This window comes from Bradyrhizobium sp. Pa8 (assembly GCF_052588265.1).
On sequence record NZ_CP176767.1, the window covers coordinates 3,686,066 to 3,706,327 of the forward strand.

Consider the following 20,262-nt stretch of genomic DNA (forward strand, 5'->3'; position numbering starts at 1 on the left):
AATCATCAACAGAAGGAAGCACAGATGCCGTCACCCTATACATTTTCCGATCCCCGGCTTGCCAAGCTCGACGGGTTCAAGGTCGAGATCGACGAGGCGCATGAGCGCGCCGACATCATCCTGGGCCGTCCACCCTACAACGTCGTGGCGATGCCGCAGCGGGACCAGCTGCGGCTGACCTTCGAGACGCTCGACGAGGATCCGCGTGTCCGCGTGATCGTGGTGCGCGGCGAGGGTGAGCATTTCTCCAGCGGCGGCAATATCGGCGGCTTCATGGAGGCGAGCCCCGAGCACGTCTCCAAGCTCGCCTGGAACATCGCCGCGCCCGCGCGCTGCGCCAAGCCCGTGATCGTTGCCAACCGCGGCTATTGCTTCGGCGTCGGCTTCGAGCTGTCGCTGGCCTGCGACTTCCGCATCGCCTCCGAGACCACCCAATATGCGTTGCCGGAACAGAAGCTCGGCCAGATCCCGGGCTCGGGCGGCTCGGCCCGCCTGCAGAAGATGGTCGGCATCACCCGCACCAAGGACATCGTGATGCGTTCCAAGCGCATCTCGGCCAAGCAGGCCTATGACTGGGGCATCGCCACCGAATGCGTGCCGGATGCCGAGCTGGAGAAGGCGACCGACAAGCTGGTCGACGAGCTCCGCACCTTCTCGCCGCTGGCGCAGCGCACGGCGAAGAAGCTCCTCAACGACACCGAGGATTCGACGCTCGCCATCGCGATCGAGCTCGAAGGCCATTGCTACAGCCGCCTTCGCCAATCCGAAGACTTCAAGGAAGGCGTCGAAGCCTTCAACGCCAAGCGTCCGCCGAAATTCACCGGCCGCTGATACGCGACAGAACCGCCGCGGTTCGCAATGACGCGAACCGCGGCTCTATCAAAACGGGGGAGGTAAAACAACATGGCTGAGATGGATATGCCGGTCGCGGGCGCGCAGGCGTCGGCGGATAACAAGCAGATGGTCAATGCGATCATCGCATCGGTGCTCGGATGGGCGCTCGATTTGTTCGATTTGTTCATTCTGCTCTACGTGGCGCCGGTCGTCGGCGCGCTGTTCTTTCCGTCAAGCAATGCGGCGCTGTCGCTCGCCGCGGTCTACGGCTCGTTCGCCGTGACGCTGCTAATGCGGCCGCTCGGCTCGGCGGTGTTCGGGCACTATGCGGACGTGCACGGCCGCAAGCAGGCCATGCTGATCGCCATCATCGGCGTTGGCATCAGCACGGCAGCCTTCGGCCTGCTGCCGACCATCGCCCAGGTTGGAATTCTCGCGCCGATCATCTTCCTGATCCTGCGCCTGGTGCAGGGCATCTTCGTCGGCGGCGTGGTGGCCTCTACGCACACCATCGGCACGGAATCGGTGCCGGCGCAGTGGCGCGGCGCGATGTCGGGCCTGGTCGGCGGCGGTGGCGCCGGCATCGGTGCGCTGCTCGCGTCCTTCATCTTCCTGATCACGTCCTCGATCTTCCCCGGCGATGCCTTCGCGGTATGGGGCTGGCGCTTCATGTTCTTCTCGGGGCTGCTGAGCTCGCTGCTCGGCTGGTTCATCTTCCGCAACCTCGAGGAGTCGCCTTACTTCAAGGAGCTCAAGCGCCAGCAGGGTAACAAGCAGGCCAAGGTCTCGAAGGCGCCGGTCAAGGACGTGTTCTCCGGCGAATATCGTGGCGTGCTGCTGGTCAACCTTCTCATCACCTTCGGCGGTGGTGCCGGCTATTACCTGACCTCGGGCTATCTGCCGAGCTTCCTGAAGGTCATCAACGCGGTCCCGAACCAGACCTCGTCGCTGATTCTGATGGGGGCTAGCGTCTCGGCGTTCTTCTCGGCCGTGCTGGTCGGCGCGCTGAGCGACCGCATCGGCCGCAAGAAGACGTTCCTGCTGATCGGTGTGCTGGCGGCCGTGTTGTTGCCGCTGTGCTACCTCAATCTCGCGGCGACCAAGGACACGACGCAAATCACGCTCTATGCGCTCGCCATCGCCTTCATCGGCAATGCCGGCTATGCGCCGGTGCTGATCTTCCTCAACGAGCGTTTCCCGACCGCGTTGCGCGCGAGCGGCACGGGCCTGTCCTGGAACATCGGCTTTGCGCTGGGCGGCATGATGCCGACCTTCGTCTCGCTGGTGAGCGGCAGCCCCGCGGAGATCCCGATGTCGCTGGCCTACTTCGCGGTCGGCGTGTTCGTGATCTATCTGATTGGTGCGGTCGTCATTCCCGAGACCAAGGGTGACTTCCGCTGAGCCAAATCGGCGCGGCCGCATTCGTGGTCGCGCCGATCCATCGAATTGCGCGATGAGACGGGAATGGATGGGCTGCATTTCGACGACGTGATCGTCGGTGGCGGGTCGGCGGGCTGCGTGCTCGCCAATCGGCTTTCCGCAGACGGAAGCCGCCGTGTGCTTCTGATCGAAGCCGGGATGGACACGCCGCCCGAGGCGACGCCGCCGGAAATCCTCGACAGCTATCCGATGACGCTGTTCTTCGGCGACAAATACATCTGGCCGGGCCTGTCAGCGGCCGCCGGCCGCAATGCCGAGGGCAAGCCGGTCGTCCGCGCCTACGAGCAGGGCCGGGTGATGGGCGGCGGATCCAGCATCAACGTGCAATCGGCCAATCGCGGCCTGCCGCGCGATTATGACGAGTGGCGCGATCTCGGCGCGCGCGGCTGGGGCTGGGCGGATGTGCTGCCGTACTTCCTCAAGCTCGAAACGGACCTGGATTTCGACGGCCCGCTGCATGGCAAGCACGGCCCGATCCCGATCCGCCGCATCGCGCGCGAGGCAATGCCGCCGTTTGGCCACGCCGTCGGCGAAGCGTTGTCGGCGACAGGCCTGCCGTTCCGAAAGGACCAGAACGGCGAGTTCGAGGACGGCATCTTTCCGCCAGCCTTCTCCAATCGCAACGACCGGCGCGTCTCGACCGCAGCCGGATATCTCGACGCAGCAACGCGCGCGCGGCCGAACCTGACCATCTGGGCGGACAGCGAGGTCGAACAACTCCAGCTCGATGGCCGCCGCGCGACGGGCGTGGTGGTCGCGCGGGGTGGTCATAAGCTCACCATTGGCGCCGGCCGCGTCATTCTCACCGCAGGCGCGGTGCAATCGCCGACGATCCTGATGCGGGCGGGCATCGGCCCGGGCGCGGCGCTGCGAGCGCTGGGCATTCCCGTGGCGATCGATCTCCCCGGCGTCGGCAGCAATCTGCGCGATCATCCCGCGTTGACCTTCTGTCAATATTTGTCGCGGCGGTTGCGGTTGCCGCTTGCCCGGCGGCGTCCCAATTTCGCGGCGATGCGCTTCTCGTCCGAACATCCCGGCTGCGACGCCTCCGACATGTACATCACGGCCTCGGCGCGCGGCGGGTGGCATGCGCTGGGCACGCGGCTTGGTCTCTACTTTCTCTGGTGCAACCGGCCGAATTCGAGCGGCTCGCTCACGTTGGCGAGCCGCGACCCGAAAACCTATCCTGTTGTCGATTTCAACCTGCTGTCCGACCGACGCGATCTCGAACGGATGGTCGCGGCCGTCCGGCTGCTCGCAAAGCTTGTCGTTCATCCCGCGCTCAACCCGGAGGCGGACGATTTCTTCCCGGCCTCCTTTTCTCCGCGTATCAAGCGGCTGAGCCGGTACGGCACCGTCAATCGCATCGTTGCGTCCATCCTCGGGCCGATGCTCGACATTCCTGCGGGCCTCAGGGCGCTTCTGATCCGGCTCGTGCTGCTCAACGGCACGGCCTTCCAAGCGACGCTTGCCGACGACCGTGCCCTCGAAGCCTTCGTACGGCAAAGCGTGTTCGGAGTCTGGCATCCAGTGGGGACATGCCGCGTGGGCGATCCCGCCGACCGGATGGCGGTGGTCGATCCCGGGGGCAGAGTGATCGGCAGTGAGAACATTTTTGTGGCGGATGCCTCGATCATGCCGCGGCTGCCGACGGCCAATACCAACATCCCCGTGATCATGGCGGCCGAGAAGATCAGCGATGCCCTGCTGTCGCGAAATTAGGCTTTGTGCTGCGCCAGCGCGGAAACGCCCTCCTGCGTTAAGTATTCGAGTTCCACGAGGTCACCCCATTGGATTCGACTCCTGAACAGGAAGCGTCGCGACGACCGACTGCGGCATCGAGCGGCTCACGTTAGACCAGGCTCGATCTTCGCTGCTGCTAGCCGAAAGTGGCCCGTGATGGATTGGAGCAAGGGTTAGATTGTCTCAATCAGCTAAAGGGCGGCCTGTGCATGACGTGTGCACCGCGAGATCAAGAAAAATCTTGCGCAGGCCGACGTGAGCAGGCGTTTTGAAGCAGGCGGGTTGGTGGCGGAAAGCGCAGCTTCTTTGTACTCACGCAGCTAACTACGACCTATTCGATCAATGACTCGACGTCCTGGGATGAGACCAACTGGCTCTTAATCAGCGAGTCCCAGGTTCGAGCCTTGGCCGCGTCGCGCGCGAGCCTCGCAGAGGCGCCAGGGCTCCAGAGACAAATCCTTTTGTCTTGCCGAAGCGCGTCGTCCTCTTGTTGCAAGACACCCGTCATCTTTGAAAGGACTATCTTGCCTCAAACGCCTAGCATATCCGGACCGTTGCCATCCTGAACTGCGTGACATGAACACTCCCCGAATTGAAAGCCAGCGCGCCTCCACCAGCGTGCGATCGCCGATCATCGTCAATCAGCTTGGCCCGGACATTCGTGCCGCGCTGGTCGATCACTGGTCGCGTCCGCTGATCATCGACCATCCCGCCGACCGCGCGCCGTGGGAGGTTGCCCCCGAGGCGGACGTGCTGCTGACACGGCCGCTGGCCGGATGGCACAAGGCGCCTGCGGACAAGCCGGCCGGCTGGCCGGTCGGGCTGCGCTGGATCCAAACCGCTTCGACTGGCGTGGATTTCTTTCCGGCATGGCTGCTCGACGGTCCCGTGGTCACGGTCGGCCGCGGCATCTCGGCCGATCCGATCGCGGAATATGTGCTTGCGGCGATCCTCGGTTTCGAAAAGCGCATCCATGACATCCGGCCACGCAACCGCGAGCAATGGAAGATCACGCAGCTGGGCTCGCTCAGCGGCAAGACGATCGGCATTGCGGGCTTCGGCGCCATCGGCCGCGCCGTCGCCGAGCGGGTCAAGCCGTTCGGCGTCAACATCAGGGTTCTGCGACGGTCGGCCTGGCCATATGTCCTTCCAGGCATCCAGCCGGTCGACGGCATCGAGCAACTGGTCGAGGTCTCGGATCATCTCGTCCTTGCTCTGCCGGCGACGACGAAGACGGCGCACCTGATCAATTCCGACGTGCTGGCACGCGCCAAAAAATCGCTGCACCTGATCAACGTGGCGCGCGGCCGTATCGTCAATCAGAACGCCCTGTTGCAGGCGCTCGACGCGGGGCGGATTGCCGGCGCCACGCTCGATGTCACGGATCCGGAGCCGCCGTTGGATGGCGATCCGATCTATGACCATCCCAAGGTCATCCTGACCCCGCATGTTTCTTGGACGGGAGGAGCGGACATCAAGCGGCTGGCCGATAAGACGCTGGTCAACCTCGACGCCTACGCCCATGGCGTGGCGCTGGCCGACGTCTTCGACAAGACTCTCGAATACTAAAAAGGAAAGGCAACAATGAACAAGGTCGTCGAGAAGCCCAAGAAGTACTCTCTGGTCGAGCGCACGCCGGCCGCGACGTTCGAGGAGGAGCGGCTGCACCGCAAACAGCGGCTTGCCGCGACATTCCGCCTGTTCTCGCGCTATGGCTTCGATCAGGGTCTCGCAGGGCATGTCACCGTGCGCGATCCGGAGTTCCCCGAGCGGTTCTGGATCAATCCGCTGTCGAAGCATTTCAGTCAGATCAAGGTCTCCGACCTTCAACTCGTCGACCATGACGGCAACATCCTGATCGGCGACAAGCCGATCAACCAGGCCGGCTTCGTCATTCATTCGGCGATCCATGCGGCGCATCCGGAAGTGATCGCCGCCGCCCACACCCATTCGACTTACGGCAAGGCCTGGTCGGCGCTCGGACGCCTGCTCGATCCGCTGACCCAGGACTCCTGCGCCTTCTACGAGGACCACGTGCTGTTCGATCCGTTCTCCGGCGTCGTGCTGGAGACGGAAGAGGGCCGCAAGATCGCGCAGGCGCTGGGATCGAAGAAGGCGGCCATCTTGCAGAACCACGGCCTGCTCACGGTCGGACCGACCATCGAGGCTGCCGCCTGGTGGTACATCGCCATGGACAATGCTGCGCGCGCCCAGCTGCTTGCGGAAGCCGCCGGAACGCCAAAGCCGATCCCGCACGAGATCGCCAGCCTGACCTCGCGGCAGGTCGGTACGCACAAGGGCGGTTATTTCAGCTTCCAGCCCCTGTGGGACTGGATCACCGAGGCCGAGCCGGACCTGTTCAACTAGGATCATGGCCTCCGGGCGGGGCAGTTGCCCGGCTCGCCGGAATTGCGTCACGCCGTGACATCGTGAGATATAGCGGCAGGCGGCTTGTCACGCTTGTGCAGGCTGCCGCAGCAACGGTGAGGAGCAGGGCGACATGGTCAATGGTCTGCCGAGCGAAGTTGAAGTCATCACATTGTTCGTCGATGACATTGCGTCGTCGAAAGCGTTTTACGCCAAGGTTTTCACATCCGAGACGGTCTGGGAGGATGCGGTTTCATCCGTGCTTCGATTTGGTAGGCTCCTGGTCAATCTTCTCGACGCGTCTCAGGCACCGCCGCTTGTCGAGCCTCTGCGTGTCGCGCAGTCCTCCGCAGGGGCGCGCGCACTCCTGACGATCAGGGTCGTCGACGTCGATCAGGTCTGCTCGGCCCTGCGGGAGATTGGCGTCGATCTGCTCAATGGCCCGATCGACCGTCCGTGGGGGCGACGAACTGCGTCCTTTGCCGACCCCTCAGGCCATGTCTGGGAGATCGCGCAGGTGATTGAGCCGAAATAGCAGCCTGCTGCCGGCCCGCCGATCGCTACAGCGTCCTGCAGACGCGATTGCCCAGTTCGATGAACCAGCGCAACGCCGGATTGGCCATGGCGCGGCGCGTGTGGAGAAGGTCGATGGTGAATGGCTCCACATCGTAGGGAATCGGAACGACAGATACGCCGGCGGCTGTCGCGAAGCGGCGCGCGACGCGCTCGGCCATGGTTGCCACGAGATCGGTGCCGGCGACGGCGAACGGCACCGCGACGACATGGGCGAGCGTGATCGCGGTCCGGCGCTTGCGTCCGTGCCGGCTCAGCATCGTGTCGATTGCGCCGGGAAGCCCGTCGCCGCCGGCGGAGGAGAACAGCACGTGCGGAAGCCGCGTGTAATCGTCCTTGGTGAGACGGGCTTTCAGTTTGGCGCGTTTGGCGTCGCGAATGCAGACGAAGCTCTCCGTGAAAAGCGTGGATCGGATGATGCGCGGGGAAGCGGGAAGATGGCCACCTATCAGCGCGTCGACATCGCCGTGTTCCAGGCTTGCGACACTCGCGGCCGGATCAATGATGGGGCGCACCACGAGATCGATACCAGGCGCCTCCCGCCGCAACGCCTCAACCAGTCGCGGCACCACGACGAGGTCGCCATAGTCGGTCGCCGCAATAGACAGGCGATGGCGGGCTGTTGCCGGATTGAAGGCTGAAGTGGGTTCGAGCACGCCCCGGATCTGCCCCAGAGCGTCCCTGATCGGCCGCGCCAGCGCCAGCGCCTTCGCCGTCGGCTGCATGGCGGAGGCCGACCGCACGAAAAGCTCATCGCCAAACAGCGCGCGCAGCCGCGTCAGCGTGCTGCTCATGGAAGGTTGTGCCAGGCCGATGCGTTGGCCGGCGCGGGTCACGTGGCGTTCCTCCATCAGCGCCTCGAAGGCGACCAGGAGGTTGAGGTCGACGGAAGCCAAATTCATTTGAGCGATGATAGATATGGTAATAATCGATTTCAAGGATGATGCGGGGTGTGGTCTCCTGGCGGAGACGACATCATTGGGCGCGGCGCATGCGATCCTCACTCCTGCACTTCATCCCGCGCGGACCGACATTGCTGGCGCTTGGCGTCCTGCTTGGACTGGCTTTTCCGGCTCTTGCGGACCTCGCGCGCCCCCTGATGCCAGCCACGATCTTCCTGATCGTGCTGGGAACGCTGTTGCGGATCGACAGTCAGGCCGTCGTCGCAACGCTGCGACGGCCATCGCTTTCCGTGCTCTTGCCGGCCGTCGTCATGGTGGCCTGTCCGCTCGTGATCGGTGTTGCCGGTCGCGCCTTGAACCTTGGTTCGGAGATCGCGCTTGCAGCCGTGCTCGCCGTCTCGGCGCCGCCATCGAGCGGAACGGCAGCGGTGGCGCGCATGCTCGGGCTCGACGGGGCGGTGCCGCTCGTGGTGACGGTGTTGTCCATGGTGCTGGCTCCGGTCACCGTGCCGTTTCTCGCAGGCTGGTTCGGCGGACTTGAGATCAGCGCGCTCGAGCTCGCGCTTCGCCTGGCACTGTTGATCGGCGGCGCCGAAGGAGTGGCTTTCCTGGTTCGCCGGCATGCAGCCCCGGTGCTGGCGGCCCATGGCGGGATGGTCGACGGGATCATCGTCGCGGCGCTCCTCGTCTTTGCGGTGGCGACGATGGCTGACATTCGCGCGCAGATCGCGGCGGATGTGCAGGCCGCCACGCTCTGCCTCGGGCTTGCTTTCGCTTGCAATATCGCCCTTCAAGCAGCTGGTGTCATGCTGCTGCCGGGCAATTTGGGCCAGCGGCTGACCGTCGGGCTCATTCTCGGCAATCGCAATGTCGGCCTGGTCTGGTCGGCGCTGGGTGCTGCCGCCTCGCCACGCATGGCTCTATACTTCGCGGCGACGCAATTTCCGATCTACCTCCTGCCGCGCCTGATCGAGACAATGATCGGCCGGGACACAAGAAAGGCCAAGCCGTGACCACGCCCCGTCTTACCCGCGAACATGCCTTGCATTTTGCCAACATCGCGCTCGGCCATGTCGGGCGCGAATATCCCAATAACGTTGACCACGCGCTGGCTGAAGCGGCGGATGCCCGCACGCCGAGCCAATTGCATCCGATCTTCTATGGCAGCTATGACTGGCATTCCTGCGTCCACAGCTACTGGATGCTGGCGCGACTGCTGCGCCGGTTTCCCGATTTCGCGGCGGCGGCTGACATTCGCGCCCTCTTCGACGCGCAGTTCGTGTCCGACAAGGTTGCTGCTGAGTGCGCCTATTTTGCTCGTCCAACCGCTCGCGGCTTCAAGCGGCCATATGGCTGGGCCTGGCTCCTGAAGCTCGCGACTGAACTGGCGCTCCACCCTGACGATCGCTGGAGCCGCAATCTCGCGCCGCTGGCCGAAATCATCGCGCAACGCTTTCGCGACTTCCTGCCGTTGGCGTTCTATCCCGTACGCGTCGGCACCCATTTCAATACGGCGTTTGGCCTGCGGATGGCGGCAGACTACGCCGGCATCAAAAAGGATGAAGCGCTCGCCAGCTTGCTGCACGAGACTGGCCAGCGCTGGTATGGTGAGGACAGCAACTGCCCCGCCTGGGGTGAGCCGAGCGGCGACGACTTCCAGTCCTCGGCTCTTGTCGAGGCCGAATGCATGCGGCGCCTGTTGCCTCCGGACGCGTTCCTGCCCTGGTTCGATCGCTTTCTGCCGCGGCTGGTCGAACGACAGCCGGCAACGCTGTTCAAGCCTGCGACGGTCACCGATCGCACCGACGGCAAGATCGCTCATCTCGACGGACTCAATCTCAGCCGCGCCTGGTGCTGGCGTTCTCTCGGCGACGCCTTGCCGGCAGGCGACCCCCGCCGCGTCGTTGCTCATGAAACGGCGCGCGAGCATCTGGCCGCAGGCCTCCCCTATATCGCCGGTCACTACATGGGAGAGCACTGGCTCGCGAGCTTTGCCGTGCTTGCACTTGATGATGAGAACTGAGCGGGCAGGGGCCTTCCGCGGCTTCCTCGATCTGCGGTCATGATCAACCGAAGGCGCGCGTGCGCATGTGTGCGACATCGTCGCCACCCGACGGGATCGACGCCAGCAGCGACCTCGTATAGGGCTGCTGAGGGTTGTCGAAGATGTCGGCGACGGTCCCGTGTTCGACGATGCGTCCCCGATGCATCACGGAGATGGTGTGGGCGAGCTGACGCACCAGCGCCAGGTCATGAGACACGAACACGTAGGTCAGGCCCAGATTAGCCTGTAGCGAGAGCAGGACTTCGACGATGCCGGCCTGGACGCTGACGTCGAGCGCGGAGGTGGGTTCGTCGAGCACGATCACGTCGGGCTTGAGCACCAGCGACCGGGCGATGGCCACGCGCTGGCGCTGGCCACCTGACAGGGCTCCGGGCTTGCGGGAGAGCAGGTGCTCGCCAAGTCCGACATCGGCCAACGCTTCGCGGACGCGCTCATCCCGTTCCTTTCGCGTTCCGATCTTGAATCGGTCGAGCAGCTCGCGCACGAGCCGCTCGATCGTCCAGGTCGGATCGAGCGAAGTGAAGGGGTTCTGGTAGACCAACTGAAGGTGGCGCCACACCGTCCGCAGTGCCTCGGGCGAGCGGCCGGTGATTTGTTCGCCTGCGACCGAGATGCTCCCGGTGTCGGGTCCCTCCAGTCCAAGCAGCAGCCGGACCGTCGTGGTCTTGCCCGAGCCCGACTCGCCGACCAGCGCGTGCGTGGTGCCGGCAGGGACGCTGAACGACAAATCGTCGACGGCCGTCATCGCCTTGCCGTCGACTGTGAAGGTCTTCGTGACGGCGCTGACCTCGATCTTCGGTGCCTGGCCGGTCTTGAGGGAACGGAAGCCGGTGTCGCGCAGTGCGGCGTAACGGTCGGGGTTGAGGGCCGGGACATCCGCGCGCAGCTTCTTTGCGTAGGCCGACGCCGGCGAGGAGAAGACGGAAGCGGTCCGGCCAGCCTCCTGGATGACGCCGTCCTTGAGCACCACGAGCGAGTCCGCTCGCTCGGCGGCGATCGCAAGGTCGTGCGTGATGAGCAGCAGGCTGATCTTGAGATCGTGCTGCAGCCGCGTGAGCAGGTCGAGGATCCGCTTCTGGATCGTGACGTCGAGCGCGGAGGTCGGCTCGTCCGCGACCAGTAGTGCCGGCCGTGGCAGGATCGCAAGGCCGATCAGCACGCGCTGGAGCATGCCGCCGGACAGCTGGTGCGGGTAGGAGTCGTAGACACGCAGGGGGTTGTCGAGCCCAACCTGGGCGAGCGTCTCCAGGATGAGCTGCTTGCGGATCGCCTTGTCGGGCTCGTCGAGCAGCGCAGCCGCCTCCTGCGCCTGGGCACCGATTGTCCGCACCGGGTTGAGTGAGTTGGCAGGGTCCTGCGGGACGAACCCGATGGCTCGTCCCCGCAGCGGCCGGAAGCCGCGCTCGGAAATCCCCAGCACCTCCTGGCCGTCGAACGCGACGCGGCCGGTGGCGTGCCCGCCGCTGGGGAGCAGCCGCAGCACCGCGCGGGCGATCGTCGACTTGCCGGACCCGGACTCCCCGATGAGGGCGAGGCTCTCGCCGCGGCCGAGTTCAAAGCTCACGTTGGTCACGACCTCGTGCGGCCCGTAGGAGACCGACAGGCCGTCGACCCGGAGCTGCGGAATCGACCGCAGCGGCGTCGGCGCGACGCGCTCGGCGCGGGTGAACCTGGCGGTCAGTCTGTCTTGCGGAGCCATCGGCTGATCCTGTTTGCGGAGAGGACGGTCGCGATCGTGACGAAGGCGGGGGCGTACACCAGCCACGGCCATTTGAGGTAGTCCTTGCCGATCGAGATCAGCAGGCCCCAGTCGGAGGCGGGCGGCGGATCGCCGTAGCCGAGGAAAGCAAGGCTGGCGATCACCAGGATGGACAGGCCGAACTGCAGCACCGCGAGCGGGAGCACCGAGCGAGATGCATTCGGCAGCACGTGCCGCAACAGAATGTGCCAGCGCGAGCCGCCCATCAGGAACGACGCCTCGACGAAAACGGCCTGTCGGGTCTTGATCACTTCCGAGCGCATCACCCGCGCGAACACGGCGACCGCCGAGACGCCGGTCGCAACCGCAGCGTTCGTGGTGTCGAAACCGATCGCGGTGACGACGATGACCGCCAGCAGGAAGTTCGGGATCGCCAGCAGCACATCCACCAGGCGGGCAAGCACGACGTCTATCCAGCCGCCGAGGAAGCCGGCCAGGAGGCCGATGAGCCCGCCGGCAACCGCGGCGATGACGACCGCGATGAGCGCGCTCGTCACCGAGGAGGCCGTGCCATAGACGACCCGGGTAAAGAGGTCGCGGCCGAGGTGATCGGTGCCGAACCAGTGTGCTGCGCGGGGGCTGAGCAGCTTGTCAGCGGGGACACCGCTGACGGGATCATGACTCGTGAACAAGCTTGGCGCGAGCGACCAGGCGATTACGATCGCGATGACCGCGAATGCGAGCGCGACGGTCGGCGGCACCCGAAGGGCTGTCAGCCGGCTGATCGCCGCGACGCGCGAGGCAGGCGAGACGGAGGCGACAGTCATGGCGTCACCGCCTGGGAAAGATTTGTGGAGCTCTCGTCGGCGGTGGTCGGGCGGACCTTGCGACCGCTGATCAGCTTCACGCGCGGGTCTAGCAGCGGGTAGACGAGGTCGGCGATCAGGTTGACGAGCACGAACACCACTGCCGCCAGCGAGACGACCGCTTGCAGGACTGGCAGGTCCTGCGTGCTCACCGAACGCTGCACCAGGCTGCCGATACCGGTCCGTCCGAATACGGTCTCGGTGATCAGCGAACCGCCGAGCAGTTCGCCGATGCCAAGTGCGATGACGGTGATGACCGGGAGCGAAGACGGCTTGAGCAGGTGCTTGGCAAAGAGGCGCATCTGCCCGAGCCCACGGCTGCGCGCAACGGCGGCGTATTCCTGCTCGGACTCGTTGTCGAGGTTCGCGATCAGCACCTCGGTGATCCGTGCGGAGATGGGGATGCCGAGCGCGACCGCGGCGAAGAAGGTCGCCCAGAAACTGTCCGGCGCGATCACGCGAAAGAACCCAAGCTGGAAGCCGAAGATGTGGATCAGCACCAGGCCGATCACGAAGTTCGGCACCGACAGGAACAACGATGGGAAGCCACGCAGCCAGCCCTGGCCGAACCGGTTCGGAAGGAACTGGGTGCCGTAGGCGATCGTAGCCGCCAGCAGCAGCGCGATGGCGAAAGCTGCGGATGCAAGGATCAGTGTCGAAGGGAGAACCTCGGCGATCAGGGTTGTCACAGGCCGGTTGGATCGCATCGACAGGCCGAGGTCGCCGGTCACGAAGTTGGACAAGGACGCCCAGAGCTGGATCGGAATCGGCCGGTCCAGGCCTTGGGCAGCGATGATCTCCTTGATCTGATCCTCGCTGAATCCATTCTGCGGGTCGCGCAGCACGTTGGTGATGGGGTCACCAGGCAGAATACTGACGACGACGAAGGTGAAGACGTAAGCCAGCAGGATAACGACGACGGCCTGGGCGAAGCGCTTCGCGGCATAGGACAGGTAGGCGCTTCTCATGCCGGTCGCCTCCTCACGCTGCTTGTTTGCACTGCGGATTACTCGCCGATCGTTGCCGTGTAATAGCTGGCGTAGGCGATGCCGTTGTAGACCTCCCCCTTGAGCTTCGGGGACTGCACGTAGATCCGCTGGACGATCTGCGTGCGCGGTATGAAATAGCCCTGCTCGAGAACGTAGGTCTGCAACTCGTCGAGCAGCGGATTGCGAATGTCGAAAGAGGCAGCGCCGGCGATCTTGTCGCGCAGTTCATTGAGCTTCTTGTCGCTGTCGTCGAGATTGAACCAGTTCTCGCCGTTATTGGCGTCGGTGAGGATGCTGGCCACCGTGCCGGCGTCGATGAAGCTGCGCGTCACCTCGTAGGCCGGCACGGCCGGGCCGCCGAACCGGACCTTCTCGCCGAACGTCACGACGTCGTAGGCGCGAATGGTGACCTTCCAGCCAAGCTTGCCGAGTTGCTGGGCGATGAGCTCGTCGATCGACTTTGCCGTCGCAAGATAGGGGTTGGAGTGGAGCGTGAGCGACAGCTGCCTGCCGTCCTTGGTCCGGATGCCGCCAGCACCCTTGATCCAGCCGGCTTCGTCGAGAAGCTTCTCCGCCTTGCCGGGGTTGTAGGCCAGGAGCTCGCTATGGTCGGTTGCACCCGGCACGTTGCTCTGGATGAAGGACGTCGCCGGCTTCCAGTCAGGCGTATAGACGGTGTCGATGATCTCCTTCCGGTTGATGCCGGCTTGAAGAGCCTGGCGCACTTTCACGTCATTGTACGGCTCCAGCTTGGTGTTGATCGCGAGGCCGTTGACGAAACCGAGATAGCGCGGGGTCGCGACCGTGAAGCCCGCTTCCTTGAGCGATTTCAGTTCCTGCGGTGAGGGGCTGTAGGCGACATCGGCCTGTCCCGACTGGACAGCGGCGACCCGCAGCGACGGCTCGGTCACGAGTTTGTAGGTGATCGAGTTGAGGTAGGCCGGACCGGTGTGGCCGACGGCTGCCGGCCCCCAATTGTAGTCCTTGCGCTTGACCAGCTTGACGAAGTCGCCCTCTTTCCAGGAAGCGACCACATACGGGCCGCTGCCGGATGTCTTGGCCAGATCAGCCTGCTGCGCGGCGGGCTGCGCGATCGTCTTCGGGGAGATGAGGATCGAGCCGTGATAGCCGAGAGTCGGGATAAACCCGAGCGTCGGCGCCTTGAAGACAACCTTCACGGTAGTTGCATCGACCGCCTCGGCGTGGTCGTAAGTCTTCGGGAAGAGGCCAATCGGATTGATCCCCTCGTTCCGCCGGCCGGCGTGCCAGATGTCGAGATTGGCGACCACGGCTGACGCGTCGAGCGGTGTTCCGTCGGAGAAGGTCACACCCTTCTTGAGGTGCAGGGTGAACTGTGTGGCCTCGCCGTTCTGCTCCCAGCTTTCGGCGATCCAGGGGCTGACCTTGCCGTCAGCATCGACATAGACGAGCTTGTCGGTCACGTGGCCCCAGATGTGGCCCTGGAAGCTGGAGATCGCACTGTTGTTCGGAATCCAGGTGCTGCCGAGCGAGTCGATGAGGAAAGTGATGTCGCCGCCGTTCGGTGGAGCGCCGGCACTTCGCGCCGGAGAGAGGCCCGCCATTGCCGTCACGGCGACGGCTGTTACCACGGAGGTCGCGACCAACAGCCGACGTCGGGTGAGCAAGAGCGAAAAGAAGCGCGCAGACATGGATGGCCCCTGATGATTGGTGGCGTCGGTCGGAGCACCCATTCATAGAGATGCTTGGGCACGGTCGACATTTCTGCGTAGGAGAGGCGAAACGAACGGACCTGGCCATTCCAAATTTAGCTGGAGATGGACAACAAATGCCTCGGGATCGGGGCGATGTGAGTGACGATTATCTTGTTGTCAGCGCGAACGCACTCGACCGAGGTCGTCTTGCGGCCAAATATCCGTCGATTGCCGCTCTTGGTCGCATGTCAATTCGAGTCCGGCGTCGAAACGATCTTCTCGAGCTCGTCAACTCTCGCGGTGTGTCACCGGCTTGAAAGGACATTCCGCAAGACCCCGCGCGGAGTAGAGTGGCATTGATGCCGGCGCGCGAAGAATGAATTTTTCTACCATCGAAATGCGCGCTGCAGTCTGCGGAAGGTCCAGTGAGACGGAGCAAGCCAGTGATATAGCCTACGATTGCTCGGCGGTCCGCGATATACAGCCGACCACCGCGCTCACGGGGGCTGGTGATGATGCCGCGGTCTTTCGCAAAGGATGCGCGCCAGCGCTGTCCAAGCGAGATCGGCTTTTCGCGGCGTGTTCGAGTACTTGTCTCGCCAGCTCTTGAACTCGCCACGGATCCGTCGGTCGGCGAGGGCAGCGATCGGCAGGTCGCCAGATTCGTCTTCGATCAGCTTACGTATCGCGGCGGGTCTCTTCTCTGCCGGAGCGCGCGACAGGGCGCGGCGCCGCAAGGCATGAATTCGGGGCTGCTGTAGATGCCGTTGGAGTCCGCTTTTGGGGTAAGACCGGAAGTGGCGTTTCGGGGCCGTCGGGGCAGCTTTTGACCCAAAGCCGACATTCAACGTCTGGAGTGATTTCCAGCTTCTGTCTGATCTTCGGATGCTAGGCGGGGAAGTCGCGGAACTCCTTGACGAGATTGAACGGAATTTTCCACCCGGCGCCGCCCCCGCGCATGAGCATCTTGATGTCTTCCGCCCTGTTTTCTTTTCCGGTTTTCGGATCGGTCTCCAGCGTGTGTCCTTGGCTGTCCCAAGGTTTGCTCGCGCTCTTCGAGTAGTAGCCGAGAAAATGGCCGGATTCATGGGCAGACGTGTTAGGCCCGCGTTGCGAGCTGATGAAGGCAAGGTCCAGCCCTCGAGCAAACGAGCCATTGGCGGGGCCGCCATTGGACCAAACCTTATCGACGCAGAAAATGGTTAGATGGGCGCCCTGAACTTTGTGCTTGACGAAGAAGCCCTTCAGTTTTTCGACGTCGATCACTTCGGGAAAGCTCGCTAGGCTCGCATCCTTCATGCCAGTCGCATTGGCGATCTCCTGTTTGACGGCAGCCTGCGAGCCGTCGATGACCAGCCAGTCGCTTGGCACCCTCTCGAAGCGGATGTTGGCCTGCGGCCTCCATATATTGTTCATCGTCAGCAGTTCATCTTGCTCGCTGCAGGGCTTCTTGGCGTGAAACGCCGGAGCGCCGCCACCCCCCGGAACCATGACATTGCGGAACGCCACCTTGATCTTGATTTCCGGCAGCACGACGACATGGAGCTTGGCTTCGATCTTCCGGCCAGCCGACCGGGCGACCACCTCCAGGCCGGGAAAGCCGATCGGCTTGATCCGGCCATTGATTTCGAAAAACCGTGCATCGCCATTGAAGGTGGCGGGAAGTGATGCCGCCCTGAGCTGCGGATCGATATCGGGTTTGGAGAAGGTGTCTTTGGCCTGCATTACGCGTCTAAGGGTATCGGCGCCATCGATCTCCTTGATCCCGAGGGCATGGGCGTTGGAATCGACTTTGAGCTTTCTTCCGGGATCGATCAGCGCCACGATGCCGGAGCCGCCGAACGGCACCACCATGCCCGGCGGGCTGCGGCGCTCATCGATGCCGGAGCGGCGGAAAACCTCTTGAAAGGCGGCCATGTCTGGTTCTCCTGTCTTAGTTCGGTCCGTCAACGCGAAATTTTGCGCGCGGAAATGGAAATGAGAGCCTCGTTCGGCGGCGGGAACACAATCTGGCCGGCCCCCGCGGCGAGATGCAGAAAATTTCGGTGGCGAAGTTTCATGGCCAGTCCCTCCGCAACAATTGGGCACGGACGACAATAGGCGTAGCCTACTCCGCTTTCCGGAGAACGCGGAAGGCCAATCAATGCCTGCTAGTGGCCTTTAGCTGACCTCCTGCGCGATGCTGCGCATCGCCCCGGGACTGCTGAGGGCGCCCGCACCTCGCCTTTGAACTTCCCCGACCGCTCACGTCACTACTAGTCATAGCCGTGGTGGGAGCCGACGCTCTCTCCGGTGCTCAGCTTTGGGCAGGCCACGCCAACAGCGGGAGAAATTGCCATGGGACGCGCGCCGCAGCCACTGCCGCAATACACCCCGCCGGGCCCGGTGGAACAGATGCCGAATATGGCGACGCAACCGCAGTGCTCGCCGCTTGCCAAGGTTCACAGCGCCGCCGTCTTTCCCTACGTGGCCAATGAAGTCGCGACGTCCCGCACCGAGGTCGGCCATCTCGGCGTGGACGTCAGTCTGGTCCCGCCGGCCGGCATCTGCCAATATCTCATCATCTGGGATTTCGGCGTCGACTGGCGGCATCTCAAGAACATCGCCAAGCGCGATCCGCTGTTGGCAGCGCAACTCATCCGATTCGAGACCGACAAGTCGTTGCAGTTCCAGATCGTCGGATACAGCGACAGCACCGGCGGCGAACGGAACAACGTCTTCCTGCGCACGGGCCGGGCCAAGAACGTCTTTCACCTGTTCGGCCCAAGCGCCCGCTCGCGCGTCTTCTCCGTCAAGCCCGCTTCACTCTACGAGTATCTGAAGGACAACACGACCGTGATGAACAGGGCCGCCAATCGCGCTGTGGTCGTCGAAATCTTCGGCGGCGGCGGCGGGACGATCTAGCCACCTTCCACAACGCGAACGGAGGGTCGGGCGGCTCCTATTAGTGCAGTACAGCGTTTCAGCGCTTGCGGGGCCTAGCCGGACCACTATTGCTCGACCACGCAAGGGAGGTAGGTCATGCCACTGACCGAAGGCGACGTCCTGGACACACTCAGTGACTCGGTAGCGCTTGGCATCGAGTTCTACGTCGACAAGATCCATATCAAGGGCGAATACTTGACGACAGTCCGCGATCACATTCGTGCCGGCAATATATTGGTGAAGGGCGGCACTCAGGATCTCGCCTTCTACGATCAAGCTACGGATGTTCTGTTGACGCAAAAGAAGTCGCCGCCCGCAAATGATAGCGATCGGGCGCTGCTCCTGCATGAGTGCGTCCACGCCATGATCGACGTCTATGATCCTGACGGCGCTGTTACGCGCCACATGGGCGAACTGGCGGCCTACCTCACTCAAACCACATATAGCGTTCGCAAGAATCCGTCGTCTAACCGCAACGGCACGGCCCCCTGGGACAAATTCTGGGGCGACCTCTATGCCACGGTGCGCGCCAATAGGCTCGACACCAGCGTGGGCAACGGCGTCCGGATCCCGTCGGCGACGCTCGAAAATCTGCGTCGGCAACTCGCAGCGCTGCCTTTTGTGAACTATGGAAATTTCTCAAAAGAAGCGACGGGCGTATCGGATGGGCTGACCCGCAGGAACTTATTTCTGTCGAGCGATGAACCCGTGTCCATGCGATCATCGAGCGTTTCCCACGAAACTTATGTTGATCCGAGCGATGACTATTTGATGCGTACCCTGATGGAGGCCTACGCGAGCGCCGATGTTAGAGGCTATGGCAGCCGCTTGCGCCGGCTACGTCGTGATTTTCTCTATTGCTCGCTGTCTCGCGCCCATGAGCTCCGGAAAAGGTTTTTGGTGCGGAAGCGTGGAGACCGGCTCTCCGAACTGTTTCACGATCGCCTGTCGCATGGGGGCCGCGCAATTCTTCTCCGTGTGCTTGCGCTGCGAAGTTGATGCAGCGGATTCTAGTCCAGGTGCCTTGCGCGCAGATCTTGAAGGTCCTTTTTTAATGCCACAAGATCCAGCCCGCGAGGAAAAGTGAGGCGTCCAGAGCGGATCACGAGCCGGACGTACGGATAGCGGTCCTCGGCAAGCATCGGAGAACTGATTTTGTATTTGTGCCAATCTTCAACGATGTGTGCCTGTTGCTCGACGTTGTATGAGTCCCAGGAATCGCCCGGCGTGTACTCGTAGCCGGAACCGATTGTCTGCGCCCAAAAGGAGCGCGCCATCGTCCAGTTTGAATCGTTGAACGCCTGCCACACATGGGTCATTTCGTGCACGAAGAGGTCGCAAATGCGACCGAAGTCGTCGCACAAGAGACCGAAGGTGGGGCTGGGTGATGCCAGGTTACTGAACGCGACACTGCCAAGATTGATGGCATACCGCATGCTCGGCACCATGGGATTGCTTCCCCTGAAGAACGGTCCATCGTTCGTCCACGGTCTTCCGCCTGCTCCCAGGCCATTGGTAATCGCAATTGTCTCCCACGGCGGCAGCGTCGGGCCAAAAACGTTGCGCGCGAAATCCCGTTCGCTCACGTCCAGTACGCGCGCGAAGTCGGGTCGGCTTCCTTCACATTCCGGCGGGGTCGGAGCCGCTGGGGTGGGCGCAACCGGTGGAGTGGGCGCAATTGGCGGGGGAGGCGGCGTACCTGGCGGCAAATAGATGAATCCCCCTCGCCATCCACCTCTCCCGCCGGTCGTACCGGAGGAAAACGCGAAATTCTGGCGATCGGGCGACATCGCGCGGCAGCCTACATACTCGGCCAGGTACCAGTTCACCTGCCGTGTGGCTTGTTGGAAATCGCGCTGCTTGACGAGCTTGATGCCCGGAAAATTGAATTCGATGAGGTCCCAGGGGTCGATGCCGATCCGCTTGGCGAGGGATATCCAGGTCTCGCCTGTCGTCACCGCATGCCGGATTCCCGCGGGCGGTACATAGCTTTCGACGACAGGCTTCAGAGGCCTTTCCTGGTTCGGCACTGTAAGACCTCCCCTGCTGATTCCTGCGGAACCACGCGTTCTCGCCACCAATACTTATTCGTCGCCACTACCTCGAGGCGGTTCGATGGTTCCATTCATTCGGTCACCAACTGGCAGTGGCAAATCGAAGAGCCTCATTCGTAGGTTGGAGGCGTA

17 protein-coding genes are annotated in these 20,262 nt (G+C 63.3%); 10 read left to right on the top strand and 7 right to left on the bottom strand.

Annotated features, from left to right (window positions below):
* The first annotated feature begins 24 nt into the window (after positions 1 to 24).
* From ACKWRH_RS16425 to ACKWRH_RS16450, 6 genes are all read left to right on the top strand, one after another.
* A complete protein-coding gene (locus ACKWRH_RS16425) occupies positions 25 to 831 on the top strand; it encodes an enoyl-CoA hydratase/isomerase family protein (RefSeq protein ID WP_445221417.1) in 807 nt (268 codons plus the stop codon).
* Positions 832 to 903: 72 nt separating this feature from the next.
* Positions 904 to 2,235 (top strand): MFS transporter, encoded by a 1,332-nt coding sequence (locus ACKWRH_RS16430; RefSeq protein ID WP_445221418.1) that lies wholly within the window; start codon positions 904 to 906, stop codon positions 2,233 to 2,235.
* Positions 2,236 to 2,298: 63 nt separating this feature from the next.
* Positions 2,299 to 3,996, top strand: coding sequence for a GMC family oxidoreductase (locus tag ACKWRH_RS16435; protein ID WP_445221419.1), 1,698 nt, complete (start codon positions 2,299 to 2,301; stop codon positions 3,994 to 3,996).
* A gap of 597 nt (positions 3,997 to 4,593) precedes the next feature.
* Entirely contained in the window at positions 4,594 to 5,586 is a 993-nt protein-coding gene (locus ACKWRH_RS16440; RefSeq protein ID WP_445221420.1) for an NAD(P)-dependent oxidoreductase, read from the top strand.
* A 15-nt stretch (positions 5,587 to 5,601) separates the two neighbouring features.
* Positions 5,602 to 6,384, top strand: coding sequence for a class II aldolase/adducin family protein (locus ACKWRH_RS16445; protein ID WP_445221421.1), 783 nt, complete (start codon positions 5,602 to 5,604; stop codon positions 6,382 to 6,384).
* Positions 6,385 to 6,517: 133 nt separating this feature from the next.
* Positions 6,518 to 6,919 (top strand): VOC family protein, encoded by a 402-nt coding sequence (locus ACKWRH_RS16450; protein ID WP_445221422.1) that lies wholly within the window; start codon positions 6,518 to 6,520, stop codon positions 6,917 to 6,919.
* 25 nt (positions 6,920 to 6,944) lie between these two features.
* Here ACKWRH_RS16450 and ACKWRH_RS16455 read toward each other — a convergent pair whose 3' ends face one another.
* Positions 6,945 to 7,859 (bottom strand): LysR family transcriptional regulator, encoded by a 915-nt coding sequence (locus ACKWRH_RS16455; RefSeq protein ID WP_445221423.1) that lies wholly within the window; start codon positions 7,857 to 7,859, stop codon positions 6,945 to 6,947.
* Positions 7,860 to 7,948: 89 nt separating this feature from the next.
* Between ACKWRH_RS16455 and ACKWRH_RS16460 the strand changes: the two genes are divergently transcribed.
* Positions 7,949 to 8,872, top strand: coding sequence for a hypothetical protein (locus ACKWRH_RS16460; protein ID WP_445221424.1), 924 nt, complete (start codon positions 7,949 to 7,951; stop codon positions 8,870 to 8,872).
* Positions 8,869 to 9,882, top strand: coding sequence for a DUF2891 domain-containing protein (locus tag ACKWRH_RS16465; RefSeq protein WP_445221425.1), 1,014 nt, complete (start codon positions 8,869 to 8,871; stop codon positions 9,880 to 9,882). Before ACKWRH_RS16460 ends, ACKWRH_RS16465 begins: the two co-directional genes overlap by 4 nt.
* A 43-nt stretch (positions 9,883 to 9,925) precedes the next feature.
* Here ACKWRH_RS16465 and ACKWRH_RS16470 read toward each other — a convergent pair whose 3' ends face one another.
* From ACKWRH_RS16470 to ACKWRH_RS16490, 5 genes are all read right to left on the bottom strand, one after another.
* A complete protein-coding gene (locus tag ACKWRH_RS16470) occupies positions 9,926 to 11,623 on the bottom strand; it encodes an ABC transporter ATP-binding protein (RefSeq protein ID WP_445221426.1) in 1,698 nt (565 codons plus the stop codon).
* On the bottom strand, positions 11,602 to 12,450 hold the full coding sequence (locus ACKWRH_RS16475) for an ABC transporter permease (RefSeq protein WP_445221427.1): 849 nt from the start codon (positions 12,448 to 12,450) through the stop codon (positions 11,602 to 11,604). Before ACKWRH_RS16475 ends, ACKWRH_RS16470 begins: the two co-directional genes overlap by 22 nt.
* Positions 12,447 to 13,457 (bottom strand): ABC transporter permease, encoded by a 1,011-nt coding sequence (locus tag ACKWRH_RS16480; protein ID WP_445221428.1) that lies wholly within the window; start codon positions 13,455 to 13,457, stop codon positions 12,447 to 12,449. Before ACKWRH_RS16480 ends, ACKWRH_RS16475 begins: the two co-directional genes overlap by 4 nt.
* Before the next feature lie 38 nt (positions 13,458 to 13,495).
* Positions 13,496 to 15,148 carry an ABC transporter substrate-binding protein gene (locus ACKWRH_RS16485; RefSeq protein ID WP_445221429.1) on the bottom strand — a complete coding sequence of 551 codons (1,653 nt, stop codon included), beginning with the start codon at positions 15,146 to 15,148 and terminating at the stop codon, positions 13,496 to 13,498.
* An 891-nt stretch (positions 15,149 to 16,039) separates the two neighbouring features.
* Positions 16,040 to 17,068: a hypothetical protein gene (locus ACKWRH_RS16490; protein WP_445221430.1), complete on the bottom strand. Its 1,029-nt coding sequence runs from the start codon at positions 17,066 to 17,068 to the stop codon at positions 16,040 to 16,042.
* Between the two features lie 420 nt (positions 17,069 to 17,488).
* On the opposite strand from ACKWRH_RS16490, the gene ACKWRH_RS16495 reads away from it, so the two are divergent.
* Positions 17,489 to 18,055 (top strand): hypothetical protein, encoded by a 567-nt coding sequence (locus tag ACKWRH_RS16495; RefSeq protein ID WP_445221431.1) that lies wholly within the window; start codon positions 17,489 to 17,491, stop codon positions 18,053 to 18,055.
* A gap of 117 nt (positions 18,056 to 18,172) precedes the next feature.
* A complete protein-coding gene (locus tag ACKWRH_RS16500; RefSeq protein WP_445221432.1) occupies positions 18,173 to 19,075 on the top strand; it encodes a hypothetical protein in 903 nt (300 codons plus the stop codon).
* A gap of 11 nt (positions 19,076 to 19,086) precedes the next feature.
* Here ACKWRH_RS16500 and ACKWRH_RS16505 read toward each other — a convergent pair whose 3' ends face one another.
* Positions 19,087 to 20,106, bottom strand: coding sequence for a hypothetical protein (locus ACKWRH_RS16505; RefSeq protein WP_445221433.1), 1,020 nt, complete (start codon positions 20,104 to 20,106; stop codon positions 19,087 to 19,089).
* Positions 20,107 to 20,262: the final 156 nt, after the last annotated feature.